Below are 18,067 nucleotides of genomic sequence, written 5' to 3'. Positions count from 1 at the left end.
TCAGTACAACCTTATTAAATGGGCTTTACGTTATTCTGATATTATCTAGAGTCTTTAAGTTAGTCGTTATGATTTGAATCAAGTTGAGGTGCTTTGGCATATTTATTTAATACGCTCGCCACATCTTCTTTACTTTTTAAACGTCTGATTTCATCAAACAAATCGATAGCTTGCGGGTACTGGCGTTTTAGATAACCAAGCCATTGTTTAGTACGTGAAGCAAAGTATTTTTCATCCTTCGCGGGGTCTTGATGAATAGCTGAGTGAATTAAGTGATAAATAATATGCTCCCACTCAAGGCTATCATATTGCTCATTATTTACATGAGCTTTAATTTTTTTTGCTAAATCAGGGTGCGAAAGGGCGCCACGACCAAGCATTAAATCAGTGCACCCACTTCGTTTTTGACAAAGCATTGCGTCCTCTACTTGCCAAATTTCACCATTGGCAACAACGGCAATATTCTTACCTTTTATTATTGGTGGAATTTTTTCCCAATAAGCTGGCGGGTTATAACCATCTCGTTTGGTTCTGGCGTGAATAGCTACACTATTTGCACCTGCACTTACCACAGCATCAACAATTTCTTGGCTGTTACTGTCATCATCAAAGCCTAAGCGAATTTTTGCACTTACTTCATGTTTATCATCTACAGCATCTCGGACTGCTTTAATAATCGTATACATATGGTCAGGGTCTTTAAGCAGTACAGCCCCCCCTCGGCTACGATTAACTGTTTTTGCTGGGCAACCAAAATTTAGGTCGACCCCATGGGACCCTAATGCGATTGCTCTTATTGCATTTTCGGCTAACGGATTTGCTTCTTGACCGAGTAATTGAACACGCACAGGAGTACCTGCTCGTGTAAATCCATTATTATGTAGTTCAGGGCAAAATCGATGAAAAACTTTGTCAGGTAAGCATGTTTCAACCACTCTTACAAACTCTGTAACGCACAAATCGAACCCACCAATGTCTGTGAGTAATTGGCGCATTTTAAAATCAACGACACCTTCCATAGGTGCTAAAACAAGTTTCATAAAGAGATTAATTTTGATAAAAAACTGGAGGCATAGTTTACCTGTAAATCACACATTGATAAATCTGTAATTACCGCCCATATTTGATGTATAAATTGCAAAAGTAAATATTATGAAAATAAATGAAAGTTTTTATTTTTGTACGGGTCTACTTAAGCATACAAGCAATTTAAAAATACATTTTTATTGCTGAGATTTACAATCCTTGATTAAAGAGAGTCATAAAATGAATACAGTTAAAAAAAATACAATCGCGTTAACTTTAGGTGCAGTAGTAGTTGGCTCTGCAAGTTTTGTATCTGCAGATGTACAAGCTAACCCATTTGAGTTTCAACAACTAGTAACAGGTTACCAATTAGATGCTGCAGAAGGTAAGTGCGGTGAAGGCAAATGTGGCGGTGACGCAAAAGATAAAAAAGAAGGTAAATGCGGCGAAGGCAAATGTGGTGGCGACGCAAAAGATAAAAAAGAAGGCAAATGCGGCGAAGGCAAATGTGGCGGCGATGCAAAAGGTAAAAAAGAAGGTAAATGCGGCGAAGGCAAATGTGGTGGCGACGCAAAAGATAAAAAAGAAGGTAAATGCGGCGAAGGTAAGTGTGGCGGCGATGCAAAAGACGCAAAAGCTAAAACAGAAGGCAAATGTGGTGAAGGTAAATGTGGCGGCGACGCTAAAAAAACTAAAAAAGAAGGTAAGTGCGGCGAAGGTAAATGTGGTGGCCGTTAATATCTTATTCTAAATAAGTTATGCTAAAAGGGCCCTAAGGCCCTTTTTTGTTAAGTTAGAGGTAGTTATGATACAAACTCAAAGTAAAGATTTTGGGATGGTGGGCCTTGGCCTACGACGAGAAATGCTTGATGAGCTGCTTGAGCATGTACCTAATCAAGTAGACTTTTTAGAAGTTGCGCCAGAGAACTGGTTAAAACTGGGTGGACGCTTTAAAAAGCAATTTAAAACATTAACCGATGCTAATAATTTTGTGTGTCATGGATTATCACTGTCTATCGGTTCTCCCGAACCTCTTGATGTTGAATTTGTTAAGTCTTTAAAAGTGTTTTTTGAAGAGCACAATATAAAAATTTTTAGTGAGCACTTAAGTTACTGCTCCGGTACAGGGCATATGTATGACTTAATGCCCATTCCATTTACACAAGATGCCATAGCACATGTTGTACCTCGCATTAAACAAGTTCAAGACATACTAGAGCAGCAAATTGCGATAGAAAATGTTTCCTATTATGGTGCTCCTGGACAGCAATTATCAGAGCTTGAATTTACGAATATTATTTTAGAGCAAGCTGACTGCAAGCTTTTACTTGATGTGAATAACATTTATGTTAATTCGATAAATCATGGCTACAACGCGCAAGCATTTTTAACTGGGTTACCCTCTAATCGTATAGCCTATGGGCATGTTGCTGGCCATTATAATGAGGCTGATGACTTAATTGTTGATACACATGGCGCTGATGTGATTGATCCTGTTTGGGAGCTACTCGATAAAGCATACGAAGTGCATGGCGTATTTCCAACCTTGCTTGAGCGCGATTTTAATATTCCTACCATGAATGTTTTAACCAAAGAGTTAGATATAATTCATGATCTACAAGCTAAACACTTTGATTCAACTGTTTCAAAACAACGAGCTTAATATAAGCCTTTATCAACATTAAAAGAGTGCCTAGTTATGAGCTTTATTGAAATACAAAACGAATTTATGGCGCATATTCGCGAGCCTCAAAAAAATAAAAAGCCCAGCGGTATCGAAGACAGGCGTATGGCTATTTATCGCGACCTATTTTTTAATAACATTGAAGGTTTTATATCATCAGGTTTTCCGGTATTAAAAACGTTATATACCCAGAAGCAATGGCAAGCCCTCGTACGCCAGTTTTTTAGCGAATATGATTGTCATTCGCCGTACTTTTTAGACATAGCAGGGGAGTTTATTAATTACTTATCAAGTGATTATAAAATGAAAAAATACGATCCCGTGTTTATGCTTGAGCTTGCCCATTATGAATGGGTAGAGCTAGATGTATCCATTGCACACGAAGATGAGCAAGAGAAAAAATTACAAACAACAGCGCTCACTAGTTCAGCTTTATATTTATCGAAAACGGCAAGAAATTTAAGTTATCAATTTCCGGTTCAAAATATTAGCAATCGCTTTAAACCAAAAGAGCCATCACCTCAGCCTAATTATTTTGTTGTATATAGAGACGAAAATGACGACGTTCAATTTCTGGCTACGAATGCGATGACAGCTTTGCTATTGTCAATCATAGAGGCAAGCGAAGGCGCGACATTTGACAACGTCTGCCAACAGGTATTAGCTCATGCACCACAATTTAATGCAGAGCAAATTACTCAAGGTGCACTGGTTACTCTTAATGCTATGGTTGAACGAGGGGTAATTGTGACAAAAAATCAAGACTAAGGTCTTTATTGATGATTTTACATCGTCTATTATGGCAGCCTTACTTGCCGTGCTTAATAAAAGGTTGTACCAATGTCAGATGATAAAGACTTTAAAGATCCGTTCAACGCTACTTACTTTCTTGCTTTTTTAGCTGTATTTGCAGGGATTGGTTGTTTAAATGCAATATTAGGCTGGATCACTAGCTTAACGTAAAATGTATAGCGTTTATTAAGGCTGTTGCTAACTTCAGCCTTGAACCACTTTATTTTAATTACCCCTTCCATATTTAATACTTCTTTTATAATAACGCCAAACTCGCAATTAAAGGTTAGTTAAGGTTATAATCACCTGCTTTGTAATATAAACAATTGAGCAGTTAAAATTATGACTCAAGTAACACCAGCAATTATCAAAAACAGCATAACTACAATTGCTGATTATCCAAAAGCGGGCATTATGTTTCGCGATGTAACCACTTTAATGGCAAATCCAGAAGCCTTTAAAGCAACTATTGACGCGTTTATCGCAGAATATAAAGATCAGGGCTTTACTAAAATCATAGGCACAGAATCACGTGGTTTTATTTTTGGTGCGCCATTGTCTTACGCGTTAGGCATTCCGTTTATTCCAGTACGTAAACCAGGTAAGTTACCACGCGAAGTTATTCGCCAAGATTACTTACTTGAGTACGGTGAAGACACGCTAGAACTGCATGTAGATGCAATTGTACCTGGCGACAAAGTATTACTAGTTGATGACTTATTAGCAACTGGTGGCACAATTGAAGCCACTGCTAAGTTAGTTAATAAACTAGGTGGCGAAGCCACAGATGCAGCATTTGTTGTATCACTACCAGAACTTGGTGGCGAGCAGCGCATCAAAAAAATGGGTATTAAAATCCTAAAATTGGTTGAATTCGAAGGCGAGTAATCGATGAGTTATCAGGTTCTAGCGAGAAAATGGCGTCCTCAAACCTTTCATGAATTGGTTGGGCAGTCTCATGTTAAGCAAGCGCTTGTAAATGCGCTTACGCAAAATAGACTGCATCACGCTTATTTATTCACTGGAACCCGCGGTGTAGGTAAAACCACCATTGCACGTATTTTTGCTAAAAGCTTAAATTGCGATGAAGGTATATCTGCAAATCCGTGTGGACAATGTAGCAGCTGTTTGGATATAGAAGCAGGGCGCTACATTGACCTACTCGAAATAGATGCGGCTTCTCGTACAAAAGTAGAAGACACTCGCGAAATACTTGATAATGTTCAATATGCACCAACGCGTGGACGTTATAAAGTATACCTAATCGATGAAGTTCACATGCTTTCTAAGCACAGCTTTAATGCGCTTTTAAAAACGCTTGAAGAGCCACCAGAGCATGTGAAATTTTTATTGGCGACCACCGATCCTCAAAAACTACCAGTTACTATTTTATCTCGCTGTTTACAATTCAATCTAAATGCCTTGTCGCAAAGTGAGATTAAAACACAGCTTGAACACGTACTTACTCAAGAACAGCTTAGCTTTGATACCGATGCACTTAGCATTATTTCAAAAGCCGCTGATGGCAGTATGCGTGATGCGCTTAGCTTAACCGACCAAGCTATTGCGCAAACAAATGGTGATATTAATAATCAAGCAGTACAAACAATGCTTGGTTTAATGGATACTCATTATAGCCAAAGCTTGCTTGCAGCATTACTTGCACAAGATGGCGCTGCGCTAATGGATGAGATTGCGCAGGTGGCAAGTCGTAATCCTAATTATGTGGCATTGCTTGATGATTTAATTGCACTTACGCATTTGACCCAACTAACCCAGTTAGTGCCAGAAGCGGCAGGGCTAGATGAAAAAAATGTAGATTATATTGCTCATGTTGCACAACATACGAGCTCACAACAAATTCAAATTTATTATCAGTTACTGTTAAATGGTAAAAAAGATTTACAATGGGCACCAGAGCCTCGCTTAGGTTTTGAAATGATTATGCTAAGATTATTAGCATTTAAGCCTACAGACGCGCAACAAACTGTACACACAGCAAACGAAGAGCCGGCCCCAAATAAACAAGGCCGTGCAAATGCACTGCGAGATATATTAAATAAAAATAAAACATCGCAAAACACCGTAGCTGGCCAAAGCAGTGCTCCAGTAAATAATATTAAGCCAGTTAGCAATGCAGAGCAGCCTAAAGCCGTTGAGATAGAGCCTTCAGCTAACGCAGCCGCTCAGTCATCAAATAATGAAGTCGTGCAAAGTAATAATGAGCCTGCCCAAGTTGCAGTAGAGCAACCGGTTCAACAAAGTGAAAACGCTTCAAAGCAACAGGCTTTAGCTAAAGAGCAACCACAAACCAATGTTGTTTCAGATGCTCAAGCCCAGCGACAAAGTGAAGATGAAGCTTATATGCTCCATAGTGATGCTGAACAAACGCTGGCCTCGCAATTTGACGATATAATGAGTAGCGCTGTAGATCAGGGTTTTAACCCTGCACCTACTGCAAACTCAGAGTCTTCACCAGAGCCCTTAACAAATCACAATGCAAGTACGCCAATAGCTGAACAAGAAGCGCAGGCGCAATCTGCCATTGCTCGTATTTTACGTGATAGAAACATATCCGGTGCGGGTAGGTTATCAAGCAAGAGTACAAGCACCTCTGCAAATAATGTAGCAGCGCAGCCAAACCAAGCACCCGCTAAAAAGCCAGAGCATCACGCAAGAATGCCTAAAGCTCAAAGTGTTAACCAAGATAGCACCGCTGAAAATACAAACGAGCTCAACAGCGTTACAAACGTAGCACCTAGCGATCCCCCACCTTGGGTGAATGATAGTGCAGATGCAAGTGAAAAAAAGCATGAGCTCCCACTAACAGGGAGCGAAAGCCAGGCACATGGTCACGCTAATACAAAACCAGCACGAAAAGTTGATTTTAAAGAAAAGCATCAAACAATTACCGAAAATCTAGCGCCAGAGCTACTTGAGCAAATAAACCCTCAAAAAGTACCTGAAGCAGCGCCCGAGGAAATTAGCGTTCCCGTGCCTGATGATTTTCAAAGTCCAATTAGTGAAATTAGATTTGCACATCAACAAGATGAATGGGCTTATTTAATTAAACGTATGGGACTGGGTGGTCGTATGCGCCAATTTGCGTTGCATTCAATATTTACCAAGCAAGGCAACAGCTTACATATAGACGTTGATGAATCACAAAAGCATTTAGATACACCGATGCTTCGCCAAAGATTAGATGCCGCATTGTCGAGTATTTATGAGCATAACGTGTCGTTAAGTATTAATTTTGCTAAGGGAGTTATTGATTCTCCTTATCTTATTCAGCAAAAAATAGATGCAGGACGTCAACAACAAGCAATCGATGTGATCACATCGGATGAAAACATAGTACAATTTCAGCAAGTATTTAGCGCCGAAATTGACGAAAACAGTATTCAGGCATTGTAATTACTTACAATCGCCCTTATGTTCATGTTAATTAATGTATTAAAAGAAAGAGAGAAAGTTATGTTTAAAGGTGGAATGGGCAACATGATGAAGCAAGCGCAGCAAATGCAAGATCGCATGCAAAAAGCCCAAGACGAAATCGCAACTCTTGAAGTTGTTGGTGAAGCTGGTGCAGGTTTAGTTAAAGTAACTATGCTTGGTAACCACAATGTACGTCGTGTTCAGCTTGATGAAAGCTTGATGGAAGACGACAAAGACATGATTGAAGACTTACTTGCAGCAGCATGTAACGATGCTGTTCGCCGTGTTGCAGAAGAAACACAAGAGCGTATGGGTAAAGTAACTGGCGGTATGCAATTACCACCAGGTATGAAAATGCCGTTTTAAGTCAATAATGCAACTTTCAGATAGTTTAAATCAGCTTATAGAAGCACTGCGCTGTCAACCTGGCATTGGTCCAAAGTCAGCGCAACGTATTGCTTTTCACCTGCTTGAGCGCGACCGAAAGGGAGGCACTCAGCTGGGCAATGCACTCACTAAAGCAATGACCGCCATAGGGCACTGTCAGTCTTGTCGTACTTTTTGCGAACAAGCTCAGTGCGATATTTGTTTAAGTACAAAACGCCAAGACAGCGGTATATTATGTGTTGTTGAATCGCCTACTGACGTACTTGCCATCGAGCAAACAGGTCAGTATTTAGGTCTATACTTTGTATTAATGGGTCACTTATCGCCAATAGACGGTATTGGTCCTAAAGAGATTGGCTTAGATGTTTTAGAGCAAAAGCTTGCTCAAGGCGATATTAATGAGGTTATTTTAGCGACTAACCCTACGGTTGAAGGCGATACTACCGCACATTATATTGCTCAGCTTTGTCATAAATACAAAGTAGGCGCTTCACGTATTGCCCATGGTATTCCTGTGGGAGGTGAGCTTGATTTAGTAGATGGTAGAACACTTATGCATGCCTTTAGCGGCAGGCGCCTAGTTACTCAAGACTAGCTCTAAGTCACTATTTGAAAACAAATTACCAAAGCCTACATGATTAAATCATGTAGGCTTTTTCGTTTTTAAGGTAAGCTTAAAAACAATCTAATTTATTTTTGGGCTATGTCTCTAATTAGTAAGGAATACAATGAAAGATAACCAACCCTATCAAGGTGCATTACTCGGTAGTAAGCGTTTTTTACCGCTTTTTATTACGCAGTTTTTCTCAGCGATAAACGATAACGTGTATAAGCAATCAGTGCTTATTCTATTAATATTTCAGGCTGCAACGCTTGCAGATGGCGCACTTTATTCAAATATTGCTGCTGGGTTATTTATTCTTCCGTTCTTTTTATTTTCAGGGATGGCAGGGCAGCTTGCAGAAAAAACAGAAAAATCAAAATTGATTAGAATCGTAAAACTATGTGAAATCCCTATTATGGTTGTTGGGGCAGTTTCTATTTTAACTCAGTATGTGTGGCTAATGTTAGCCACCGTATTTTTAATGGGCGTGCAAAGTACGTTTTTTGGTCCATTAAAATATTCTATTTTACCGCAGCACGTAGCACCGAATGAATTAACAAAAGCGAATGGTTTGGTTGAATCAGGCACGTTTGTGGCGATACTAATGGGTACAATTTTTGGCACTTATTATATTACTCAATCAGTAGGGCCTACGCTTATAAGTATTGCAGTATTAGTATTGGCCGTGATGGGTTATGTGAGCAGTCGCTTTATACCCACTAGTGAAGCAAACGAGCCTAACTTAAAATTTACCTATAATATATTTTCATCGACAAAAAACGTATTTTCAGCACTTAATTCGCAAACAGAATCGGTTGGTAAATCAGTACTTGGGATCAGTTGGTTTTGGTTAATTGGTGCCATCGTTTTAACGTCCCTACCAAATTATGTAAAACACACAATGGGCGGCGATGAACTGGTTGTAACTAGCGCGCTTGTTGTGTTTTCACTAAGTATTGCTATTGGTTCGTTACTGTGTGAAAAGCTTTCTCGCTCTCGAATAGAATTAGGAATTGTGCCTTTTGGCGCTATCTTAATTACCTTGTTTTTATACTTACTGAGCCAAGAGCCAGCCATTAGCTCTTATTTACCTCAACACCCTGAGTTAATGACGCTTCAGGAGCTATTAAAAACAGGCGATATGGTGTGGCACTTTGTATGGATGGCAGGCATTGGTATTGGCTCTGGTTTTTACACTGTACCGCTGTATGCGCTTATTCAACAGCGTACTGAAGAGTCGAGTCGCTCACGAGTTATAGCGGCTAACAATGTATTAAATGCACTGTTTATGGTGGGCAGTGCTGTTTTAAGTATTGTAACGCTGTCTGTTTTTCAGTGGAGTATTTCAGAGTTGCTACTGTTACTTGCTGGGCTAAACTTGCTTATCTCTGTTTATATTTATACCAAAGTACCAGAGTTCTTTTTACGATTTATTATATATATTTTAGCTATTTGTATGTACAGAGTGCGTACAAAAGGTGAAAGTAATATACCTGATGCAGGCGCTGCGGTTGTCGTGTGTAATCATGTCAGCTTTGTTGATTGGATGTTTATTTTAGCCGCATCACCAAGGCCTATCCGGTTTATGGTATTTGCCCCTATTTATTATTCGCCGGCCCTACATTGGTTATTTAAAATGGCTAAGGCTATTCCCATTAACAGTGAAAAAACCAATCCAGAAGCGTTTAAAAAAGCCTTTGACGAAGTAGCTGCTGCGCTTAATAAAGGCGAACTTGTTGGTATTTTCCCTGAAGGAAAACTAACCAGTGACGGCTCAGTGGATATTTTTCGCCGTGGAATCGAGCGCATTATTGAGCGCTCACCTGTGCCCGTTATTCCTGTGCACTTAGGTGGTTTATGGGGCAGCATTTTTAGTCGTAAAGCTAAGTGGCAATTGCCTCGATTAAAATGGTCTTTGGTGTCGGTTGCAGTCGGTGCCCCGATTGCTGCTGATAAAGTAGTAGCAGATGATTTACGTGAAAAAGTATTGGCTTTAAAAGCGCTTCATTCAAAAGATAGTGACTAATTTAATGATTAACTTAATGGCTAACTCAACATCGCAAACACCTTCAGAACAACCCATTATAGTTGATGATTTTGTAGCCCCTAAGTGCGACGGGTTTATTGAAATATTATATCAAGATGACGATATTTTACTGATCAATAAACCCAGTGGACTATTAAGCTTATCAGGTAAAAATCCGCTTAATTGGGACTCAGTGCATTACCGCTTAGTAAATGGTCAAAAGGGCTTAACAGCTGCATTTGCAGAGGCTAAGTTACCGCATCGGCTAGATTTGGGCACATCGGGCATTATGATTGTTGGGTTAAACGCGATTGCGTCAAAGCACCTTAATAAGCAATTTCAAGCGCGTACTATTCAAAAGCGTTATGTAGCCATGTTAGAGGGATGCTTGGCTGTTGATGAAGGGCAAATTACTGCGCCAATTGCAAAAGATAAACTGCTTTTTCCGCGTGTTAAAATTTGCCAATCGACAGGTAAAACAGCGCTGAGTGAATATAAAGTACTTGAGCGGCTCAGGCAGCCGTGCAGAACCTTAGTGCAATTTACACCTATTACTGGGCGTACCCATCAATTACGAATACACAGCCAGTTTATAGGGCACCCAATTTTAGGCTGTGATTTATATAAAAGTGCGCAAAGTGAACATATGGCACGGCGGTTACAATTACATGCCAGCGATTTATATTTTGAACATCCAACAACTGGTGAAAAGATTCATATTAATTGTCCGCATTCGTTTTAAACAAATTAATGGTTCTTTGTTTTCGTTTCACCTTTTTTAAATTTTTCCCTTGAAGTTCTAACACCTCACCCCATATTAAGTGCATAACGCAGACACTTTGCAAATTGGAGATATATAAATGACTGCAGCACAAAAAGAAACATTAGGCTTTCAAACAGAAGTAAAACAATTATTAAACTTAATGATTCATTCTCTTTATTCTAATAAAGAAATATTTTTACGTGAGCTTGTGTCAAATGCATCAGACGCAGCAGACAAGTTACGCTTTTTAGCATTATCTCAAGGTGACCTTTATCAAGGTGATGCCGATTTACGTGTTCGTATTAGTGCAGATAAAGAAGCAAATACAATTACCATTTCAGATAATGGTATTGGTATGACGCGCGATGAAATCATTAGCTCATTAGGTACTATTGCAAAGTCGGGTACTGCTGAGTTTTTCAAAAACTTAACGGGTGATCAAAGTAAAGATTCACAGTTAATTGGTCAATTTGGTGTAGGTTTTTACTCTGCATTTATTGTTGCTGATTTAGTAACTGTTCGTACACGCAAAGCTGGTGAAACAACCGCTTATGAGTGGGAATCTCAAGGTGAAGGCGAATACACACTTCAAGAAATTGAAAAAGAAGGCCGTGGTACCGACATTATTTTACATCTTCGCGATGAAGAAAAAGAATTTGCTGATGACTGGCGCCTACGTAGTATCGTTACTAAATACTCTGATCACATCTCAACGCCAGTACAAATGTTTAAAGCAGAAGTGCCAGAATCTGAAGGCGAAGACGGCGAAAAAATTCCAGCAGTACCAGGTGAGTGGGAAAGCATTAACCGTGCAACTGCATTGTGGACGCGTGATAAGTCAGAGCTTTCTGATGATGAATACAAAGAGTTTTACAAGCATGTAAGCCATGATTGGGAAGAGCCACTTAGCTGGGCACATAATAAGGTTGAAGGTAAAACTGAATACACTAGCCTTTTATATATTCCTAAAAAAGCACCTTTCGACTTATGGAACCGTGAACGTCAAAGTGGTTTAAAACTTTACGTACAACGTGTGTTTGTAATGGATGATGCTGAGCAATTCATGCCAAGCTACCTTCGCTTTGTAAAAGGCTTACTAGATTCAAACGATTTACCACTGAACGTATCTCGTGAAATTCTACAAGACAACAAAGTAACGCAAGCTATTCGTAAAGGGTGTACATCGCGTATTATTAAAATGCTTGAGCGTATGGCTAAAAACAAAGCTGACGATTACCAAGTATTTTGGAATGAGTTTGGTCAAGTAATGAAAGAAGGCCCAGCTGAAGATGCTGCCAATAAAGAAGCTATTTGTAAGCTACTTCGTTTTTCTTCGACACACACTGATTCACAAACACAAGATGTGTCGCTTGAGCAATATGTTGAACGCATGAACGAAGGCCAAGACAAAATTTACTACGTAGTAGCTGATACATTCACCGCTGCGAAAAACTCACCGCATTTAGAGATTTTCCGCAAAAAAGGCATTGAAGTATTACTACTAAGTGACCGTGTTGACGAGTGGATGATGAGTCACCTAACTGAATTTGCTGATAAGCAACTACAGTCGATCACACGTGGTGACTTAGATTTAGGTAAGCTTGACGACGAAGAAACTAAAAAAGCGCAAGAAGAGTCTGAAAAAGAAATGGCTGGGCTTGTTGAACGTATTAAAACAGCACTAGGTGATGACGTTAAAGAAGTGCGCTTTACGCACCGCTTAACAGATTCTCCAGCATGTGTTGTAAGCGACGACAACGACATGAGCTCACAAATGCAAAAGCTAATGGAGTCTGTTGGTCAAGCAGCCCCTGAAGCAAAACCTGTGTTTGAGCTAAACCCAGAGCATCAACTTGTTAAGCACTTAAATGACGAACAAGATGAAGATAAGTTTGCGCAGTGGTCACACGTTTTACTAGATCAAGCGCTACTTGCAGAACGCGGTACACTTAAAGATCCAACAGGATTTGTTACTCGCTTAAATAAATTGATGCTTGAACTAAGTAAATAAGCTAATAGCTATTTACTCAGTTAATAAAGTATAAATTATGTACTTTAAATAAAAGGGAACGTGTGTTCCCTTTTTTAATGCCCTGTAAACACCCCAACGGCTCATCAATTAGTATAAGTTGCTTGAGTATCGGCGGCGCTTGTGGAAGAATTCAGGCTTTAAAATAAATATCCATACTAGGGGACAATAATATGCGCATTATTCTTTTGGGCGCGCCGGGTGCAGGTAAAGGTACTCAAGCTCAGTTTTTAATGGACAAATACGGTATTCCACAAATTTCTACTGGCGATATGTTACGTGCGGCAATTAAAGAAGGCACGCCACTGGGTCTAGAAGCAAAAAAAGTAATGGATGCTGGTCAACTAATTTCTGACGATATTATTATTGGTTTAGTTAAAGAGCGTATTACTAAAGCGGATTGTGAGAAAGGTTTTTTACTTGATGGCTTCCCGCGTACAATCCCGCAAGCGGATGCAATGAAAGAAAATGGCGTAGTGGTTGATCACGTTATTGAATTTGACGTGGCTGATGAAGTCATTGTTGAGCGTATGGGCGGACGTCGCGTTCATCCTGGTTCTGGTCGTGTTTACCACGTTGTTTATAATCCACCAAAAGTGGAAGGTAAAGACAACGAAACTGGCGAAGACTTAATTGTTCGCGCTGATGATACTGAAGAAACAGTACGTAAACGTTTAGGTATTTACCACGAGCAAACTATGCCATTGGTTGATTACTATCAAGCAGAAGCGGCTGCTGGTAATACTCAATACCATAAACTAGATGGTACACAAGCTGTTGAAACTGTTAGCCAACAACTTGGTGAACTTTTAGGTTAATTATAAAAGCACATTAAAAAACCGCCAATTGGCGGTTTTTTGTTTTAAGGCTATTTAGCATTGCTTAATTAGTGCTACTTAATGGACTTTACAATGTTTTAAGTTTCTCAATTACGCTGTTGTATTCTGGTTCAGTTGAAAGGCTACTAACTAACTGTTTATAAATGACGTTATGGCTTTCATCTAAAATAAAGACTGTTCGCGTTAGTAAGCCCATATCTTTAATAATCAATCCGTATTTCTGACCAAAATCACGCCAAACAGAATCTGATAACGTAGTGATTTTATCGATATTTTCAGCTTTGCAAAAACGCTTTTGAGCAAATGGTAAATCAGCACTAATTGTTAGCATAACTACACTTGGGAATTGTGAGGCTACTTTTTCATTAAAGTGCTTAGTTTGCAGGCTACAAATGCCGGTATCTAGGCTGGGTACTACACTTATTAATACAGCTTGGCCTTTATAATCCTCAAGTGTCACTGGAATAAAGTTGTCATCAACAACTTTAAAGTTTGGCGCACTATCTCCAATTGAGATACCTTGACCTAATAAAGTGACTGGTTTGCCTTGTGCGGATACTTTTCCTGCATCAAGTGTGTTTTCTGGATAGTCGGCTGCAATAGCCACAGAACAAAATGAACTCAAAGCAAAGGCAAGTGAACGTAACATAAGGTATTTCCTTTTAAATTAACGCAATGGGCGTCAGTGTATTATACTGGGCTTTAGTTACCAAGTGATTAAACCTGCTTAATAGAGTGGGTATTAGCTCTGAAATATAAAAATTGTAACTATGCTAAACTTTGATTAACATGAAGTTACAAAAGATATCTTCAATAATAAAAATAAAAACCATCATAAAATGATTTTAATGCTCATTACTGGTTTAGAAACAGAGAGATAATATGTCAACATCGGTATTAATATGTGATGACTCGAAATTAGCTAGGCGTCAGCTAGCTCGCTCATTACCTGAAGATTGGGACATTAAAGTTGAATTTGCACTTGACGGCGTTGATTGTATAAAGCAAATAAAGTTAATTGAACCAGAGATACTTTTTCTCGATTTAAACATGCCAGAAATGGACGGTTATGAAGTTTTAATCGCTATGAAAGAACAGGGGCTTAATATTCTCACTGTTGTTGTCTCTGGTGATATACAACCAAGTGCACACCAAAGAGTGCTTGAGCTTGGTGCTATCGATTTTATTCAAAAACCATGTTCTCCCGAAAAACTAGCCAGCATAATTGAACACCATGGGATTAAAGATAAAGCCATGCGTGAGCGTCTCTCTCATTCGCTAGGAGAGCAAGTCGACCCTGATGTTCGGGATATATACCAAGAGCTAACTAACGTTGCTATGGGGCAGGCTGGGGATTTACTTGCACGTCTTCTTAATGTATTTGTAGAGTTACCAATTCCTAATGTGAATATTTTGGAAGTTAATGAACTCGATATGGCGCTGCAGTCTATAGATAATAACGCAGCTACATCGGGTGTGTGCCAGGGCTTTATTGGCGGTGGTATTTCGGGCGAGGCGCTATTACTTTTAAATGATTCAAGCTTTAAAGAAATAGCTTCTTTGATGAACTATGACGGCGAGTTAAACGATAAAGTTGAACTTGAGTTGCTTATGGATATTAGTAATATTTTGATAGGCGCGATTTTAACGGGTCTTTCAAAACAGCTCGATATGTCATTTAGCCAAGGGCACCCGATTGTACTTGGCCAACACAGAGATGTATCTGAGTTGGTTAAATCAAACAAGTCACGTTGGCAACGCACCCTTGCAATAGAGATTAGTTACGGTATTGAAAACCATGATATAAATTGCGACCTCATGCTGTTATTTACTGAAGATTCACTTAAAACTTTGAAATACAAAGTTGCTTACCTATTAGAAGATTAAGTTATGGCCGCTGATTTAGAAATGAATGAGATCCATTGGTTAATGGATATGTTTAATACCGTTGATGTAGGCCTTGTGGTACTCGATAGGGATTATAAGGTGTGTGTATGGAATGGTTTTATGGAAAACCATTCAGGGCTTCTACCAAGCGCAGTAAAAGATAAAGATCTATTTGATTTATTTCCTGCAATAGACGAAAAATGGTTTAGAAGTAAATCTGAGTCGGTTTTTGTTTTAAAAAACCGCTCTTTTACGATTTGGGAGCAGCAGCCATACATTTTTAGGTTTAAAAATTATCGACCTATTACTGGTAAAGCTGATTACATGTATCAAAATGCGACATTCATCCCTCTTACCAATACGATGGGCGAAGTTAGCCACATTTGTATTATTTTGTATGATGTAACAGATGTCGCGGTAAATAAAAAAGAGCTTGAAGAGTTAAATAAAAAATTAGAACAAGTAAGTCAAACAGATAGCTTAACGCAGCTTGCAAACCGTGGACACTGGGAAGGTACGCTACGCCAAGAGTTTTTAAGAGTTAAGCGAAGTGGTGGCTGTAGTACATTATTAATGTTTGATATTGATCACTTTAAAAAAATAAATGATGAATATGGTCATAGCTGTGGTGATGAATCGCTTCGTCACTTATCTAACTTACTACGTACGACGCTGCGCGAGACTGATGTTGCAGGGCGCTATGGCGGTGAAGAGTTTGCAGTGACATTGCTTGATACAGATAAAGAAGGCGCTTTTGTATTTGCTGAGCGTTTAAGGGTATTGATTGAAACTAACCCTGTTAAGTATAAACACTTTGAAATAACAATGACGGTAAGTATAGGGCTGGCTGGTAGCAGTAATGATTTTAAAAATCATGAGCGCTGGATAGAGGCTGCAGATAAAGCACTGTACCAGTCTAAAAATACAGGGCGAAATAAAGTAATAGCCTACGAAGATATAAAAAATGACGCTTAAGCGTCATTTTTTATATCCAGAATTTAGGGTTAAATAATACCGTATTTTTTTACAATCTGCTGAGCAAATCCAATCAGTATGGAAATTGTATTGCCCTTCATTATTGTGTTGTGTGTCGAGAGTCATCTATTGGGCATTGACCAATCATTGAAACCTCACCAGAATTTGACTCTTGCTCTAGTTTTACTTTAAAGCCCCATAATCTGTAAAGATGCTTAAGCACTTCCTCGTGCGAGTTTGCTAAAGGAATATTGTTATGAGGTACATAGCGTAGGGTTAATGAACGGTCACCTCTAATATCAACATCATACACTTGAATGTTAGGCTCATGATTACTTAAATTGTACTGCGCTGAGAGTGCTTCTCTCACTGCCTTATAGCCGTTGTCGTTATGTATTGCGCCAATTTCTAGATGGGGATTATTAGTATGGTCAATAATAGTAAATAATTTAAAATCACGAATTAACTTAGGCGATAAAAACTGGCTAATAAAACTTTCATCTTTAAAGTTTTCCATTGCAAAATACAGTGTATCTAGCCAGTTACTACCTGCATATTCAGGAAACCAGCGTTTATCTTCTTCAGTTGGGTGTTCACATATTCTGCGAATATCAACCATCATATTAAAGCCTAAAGCATATGGGTTAATGCCTGAATAATACTTACTGTTATAAGGTGGCTGATAAACTACGTTGGTGTGGCTTTGTAAAAACTCTAACATGAAAGAGTCGGTGAGCTTTCCCTCATCATATAAGTGATTAAGGATGGTGTAATGCCAAAAAGTTGCCCAGCCTTCGTTCATTACTTGAGTTTGCTTTTGTGGGTAAAAGTATTGCGAAATTTTACGAACAATACGTATCACTTCACGTTGCCAAGAATCGAGTAATGGGGCATTTTTTTCAATAAAATACAAAATATTTTCTTGAGGTTCAGAAGGGAAATGGCGAACTTTCTTTTTGGTTTCTTGCTGTTGCTCAGGAATAGTTCGCCATAATTCGTTTACTTGCGATTGAAGGTAGTCTTCGCGCTCTTGTTGGCGTTTTTGCTCTTCAAATAGCGATATTTGTTGTGGACGTTTGTAGCGATCGACCCCGTAATTCATTAATGCATGACATGAGTCGAGTAGGGCTTCTACTTGTGTAATACCATGCTTTTCTTCACAGCGGCTTATGTAGTTTTTAGCAAATACCAAGTAATCAATAATTGAACCTGCATCGGTCCAGGTTTTAAATAAGTAATTACCTTTAAAAAATGAGTTATGTCCGTAACACGCATGTGCCATTACAAGCGCTTGCATAGGTAGGGTGTTTTCTTCCATTAAGTACGCAATACAAGGGTCTGAATTTATCACTATTTCGTAAGCGAGACCCATTTGTCCGCGCTTATAATTTTGCTCTGTTTGAATGAACTTTTTACCGTACGACCAATGACTGTAGCCAATAGGCATACCAACGCTTGAATAAGCATCCATCATTTGCTCTGCGGTTATCACTTCAATTTGATTAGGGTAGGTGTCTAACCTGTAGTGAGCTGCAACACGGGCAATTTCACCTTGGTACTCATCTAATAAATCAAAGGTCCAATCTGGGCCATCACTCAATCGTTTATCATTCATAA

General features: G+C 39.1%; 17 protein-coding genes. 14 read left to right on the top strand and 3 right to left on the bottom strand.

Going from position 1 to position 18,067, the window contains the following annotated elements:
- Nucleotides 1–59: 59 nt before the first annotated feature.
- Nucleotides 60–1,040, bottom strand: a complete 981-nt coding sequence (locus H5126_RS08735) for a tRNA-dihydrouridine synthase (protein ID WP_182720083.1) — start codon at nt 1,038–1,040, stop codon at nt 60–62.
- 226 nt (nt 1,041–1,266) lie between these two features.
- Between H5126_RS08735 and H5126_RS08730 the strand changes: the two genes are divergently transcribed.
- The 12 genes from H5126_RS08730 (at nt 1,267) to adk (ending at nt 13,567) form a co-directional block, all read left to right on the top strand.
- Entirely contained in the window at nt 1,267–1,764 is a 498-nt protein-coding gene (locus tag H5126_RS08730) for a hypothetical protein (protein WP_024596351.1), read from the top strand.
- Nucleotides 1,765–1,831: 67 nt separating this feature from the next.
- Nucleotides 1,832–2,689, top strand: a complete 858-nt coding sequence (locus H5126_RS08725; RefSeq protein ID WP_024596352.1) for a DUF692 domain-containing protein — start codon at nt 1,832–1,834, stop codon at nt 2,687–2,689.
- 36 nt (nt 2,690–2,725) lie between these two features.
- Nucleotides 2,726–3,478: a DUF2063 domain-containing protein gene (locus H5126_RS08720; protein WP_182711557.1), complete on the top strand. Its 753-nt coding sequence runs from the start codon at nt 2,726–2,728 to the stop codon at nt 3,476–3,478.
- A gap of 72 nt (nt 3,479–3,550) precedes the next feature.
- Entirely contained in the window at nt 3,551–3,673 is a 123-nt protein-coding gene (locus H5126_RS21490) for a hypothetical protein (protein ID WP_002962301.1), read from the top strand.
- Nucleotides 3,674–3,844: 171 nt separating this feature from the next.
- A complete protein-coding gene (apt, locus tag H5126_RS08715; protein WP_002962303.1) occupies nt 3,845–4,390 on the top strand; it encodes an adenine phosphoribosyltransferase in 546 nt (181 codons plus the stop codon).
- A gap of 3 nt (nt 4,391–4,393) precedes the next feature.
- Complete coding sequence (gene dnaX, locus H5126_RS08710) at nt 4,394–6,919, top strand: DNA polymerase III subunit gamma/tau (protein ID WP_182720082.1); 2,526 nt, start codon at nt 4,394–4,396, stop codon at nt 6,917–6,919.
- A 60-nt stretch (nt 6,920–6,979) separates the two neighbouring features.
- The gene (locus H5126_RS08705; protein ID WP_002962306.1) at nt 6,980–7,306 is read left to right on the top strand and encodes a YbaB/EbfC family nucleoid-associated protein; all 327 of its coding nucleotides are present in this window, start codon (nt 6,980–6,982) and stop codon (nt 7,304–7,306) included.
- A gap of 7 nt (nt 7,307–7,313) precedes the next feature.
- Nucleotides 7,314–7,922: a recombination mediator RecR gene (gene recR, locus H5126_RS08700; protein ID WP_002962308.1), complete on the top strand. Its 609-nt coding sequence runs from the start codon at nt 7,314–7,316 to the stop codon at nt 7,920–7,922.
- Between the two features lie 133 nt (nt 7,923–8,055).
- Nucleotides 8,056–9,957 (top strand): MFS transporter, encoded by a 1,902-nt coding sequence (locus H5126_RS08695; RefSeq protein WP_182720081.1) that lies wholly within the window; start codon nt 8,056–8,058, stop codon nt 9,955–9,957.
- Nucleotides 9,958–9,961: 4 nt separating this feature from the next.
- Nucleotides 9,962–10,699: an RluA family pseudouridine synthase gene (locus H5126_RS08690; RefSeq protein ID WP_182720080.1), complete on the top strand. Its 738-nt coding sequence runs from the start codon at nt 9,962–9,964 to the stop codon at nt 10,697–10,699.
- A 118-nt stretch (nt 10,700–10,817) separates the two neighbouring features.
- Nucleotides 10,818–12,731, top strand: coding sequence for a molecular chaperone HtpG (gene htpG / locus H5126_RS08685; protein ID WP_024596357.1), 1,914 nt, complete (start codon nt 10,818–10,820; stop codon nt 12,729–12,731).
- A 191-nt stretch (nt 12,732–12,922) separates the two neighbouring features.
- Nucleotides 12,923–13,567 carry an adenylate kinase gene (gene adk, locus H5126_RS08680; protein WP_002962321.1) on the top strand — a complete coding sequence of 215 codons (645 nt, stop codon included), beginning with the start codon at nt 12,923–12,925 and terminating at the stop codon, nt 13,565–13,567.
- Between the two features lie 88 nt (nt 13,568–13,655).
- On the opposite strand, the gene tpx is transcribed toward adk, so the two are convergent.
- On the bottom strand, nt 13,656–14,237 hold the full coding sequence (gene tpx / locus H5126_RS08675; protein WP_182695637.1) for a thiol peroxidase: 582 nt from the start codon (nt 14,235–14,237) through the stop codon (nt 13,656–13,658).
- 233 nt (nt 14,238–14,470) lie between these two features.
- Here tpx and H5126_RS08670 point away from each other — a divergent pair, with 233 nt between their 5' ends.
- Together H5126_RS08670 and H5126_RS08665 are read left to right on the top strand one after the other, a co-directional pair.
- Nucleotides 14,471–15,475, top strand: a complete 1,005-nt coding sequence (locus H5126_RS08670; RefSeq protein WP_024590825.1) for a response regulator — start codon at nt 14,471–14,473, stop codon at nt 15,473–15,475.
- A 3-nt stretch (nt 15,476–15,478) separates the two neighbouring features.
- Nucleotides 15,479–16,450, top strand: a complete 972-nt coding sequence (locus H5126_RS08665) for a diguanylate cyclase (RefSeq protein WP_024592692.1) — start codon at nt 15,479–15,481, stop codon at nt 16,448–16,450.
- A gap of 100 nt (nt 16,451–16,550) precedes the next feature.
- Here H5126_RS08665 and H5126_RS08660 read toward each other — a convergent pair whose 3' ends face one another.
- Nucleotides 16,551–18,065, bottom strand: a complete 1,515-nt coding sequence (locus tag H5126_RS08660; protein ID WP_182720079.1) for a SpoVR family protein — start codon at nt 18,063–18,065, stop codon at nt 16,551–16,553.
- Nucleotides 18,066–18,067: the final 2 nt, after the last annotated feature.

The sequence above is a fragment of the Pseudoalteromonas sp. SG45-3 genome (assembly GCF_014164075.1).
Taxonomy (GTDB): domain Bacteria; phylum Pseudomonadota; class Gammaproteobacteria; order Enterobacterales; family Alteromonadaceae; genus Pseudoalteromonas; species Pseudoalteromonas distincta.
This window is presented reverse-complemented; position numbering and strand designations above follow the sequence as displayed.

Excerpts from the sequence above, each read along its gene's own strand:
- adk (WP_002962321.1), top strand. The coding sequence starts at position 12,923 with ATGCGCATTATTCTTTTGGGCGCGCCGGGTGCAGGTAAAGGTACTCAA.
- H5126_RS08695 (WP_182720081.1), top strand. The coding sequence starts at position 8,056 with ATGAAAGATAACCAACCCTATCAAGGTGCATTACTCGGTAGTAAGCGT.
- H5126_RS08720 (WP_182711557.1), top strand. The coding sequence starts at position 2,726 with ATGAGCTTTATTGAAATACAAAACGAATTTATGGCGCATATTCGCGAG.
- H5126_RS08725 (WP_024596352.1), top strand. The coding sequence starts at position 1,832 with ATGATACAAACTCAAAGTAAAGATTTTGGGATGGTGGGCCTTGGCCTA.
- apt (WP_002962303.1), top strand. The coding sequence starts at position 3,845 with ATGACTCAAGTAACACCAGCAATTATCAAAAACAGCATAACTACAATT.
- recR (WP_002962308.1), top strand. The coding sequence starts at position 7,314 with ATGCAACTTTCAGATAGTTTAAATCAGCTTATAGAAGCACTGCGCTGT.
- H5126_RS08690 (WP_182720080.1), top strand. The coding sequence starts at position 9,962 with ATGATTAACTTAATGGCTAACTCAACATCGCAAACACCTTCAGAACAA.
- H5126_RS08665 (WP_024592692.1), top strand. The coding sequence starts at position 15,479 with ATGGCCGCTGATTTAGAAATGAATGAGATCCATTGGTTAATGGATATG.
- H5126_RS08735 (WP_182720083.1), bottom strand. The coding sequence starts at position 1,040 with ATGAAACTTGTTTTAGCACCTATGGAAGGTGTCGTTGATTTTAAAATG.
- H5126_RS08730 (WP_024596351.1), top strand. The coding sequence starts at position 1,267 with ATGAATACAGTTAAAAAAAATACAATCGCGTTAACTTTAGGTGCAGTA.
- H5126_RS08660 (WP_182720079.1), bottom strand. The coding sequence starts at position 18,065 with ATGAATGATAAACGATTGAGTGATGGCCCAGATTGGACCTTTGATTTA.
- H5126_RS21490 (WP_002962301.1), top strand. The coding sequence starts at position 3,551 with ATGTCAGATGATAAAGACTTTAAAGATCCGTTCAACGCTACTTACTTT.
- dnaX (WP_182720082.1), top strand. The coding sequence starts at position 4,394 with ATGAGTTATCAGGTTCTAGCGAGAAAATGGCGTCCTCAAACCTTTCAT.
- htpG (WP_024596357.1), top strand. The coding sequence starts at position 10,818 with ATGACTGCAGCACAAAAAGAAACATTAGGCTTTCAAACAGAAGTAAAA.
- H5126_RS08670 (WP_024590825.1), top strand. The coding sequence starts at position 14,471 with ATGTCAACATCGGTATTAATATGTGATGACTCGAAATTAGCTAGGCGT.
- H5126_RS08705 (WP_002962306.1), top strand. The coding sequence starts at position 6,980 with ATGTTTAAAGGTGGAATGGGCAACATGATGAAGCAAGCGCAGCAAATG.
- tpx (WP_182695637.1), bottom strand. The coding sequence starts at position 14,237 with ATGTTACGTTCACTTGCCTTTGCTTTGAGTTCATTTTGTTCTGTGGCT.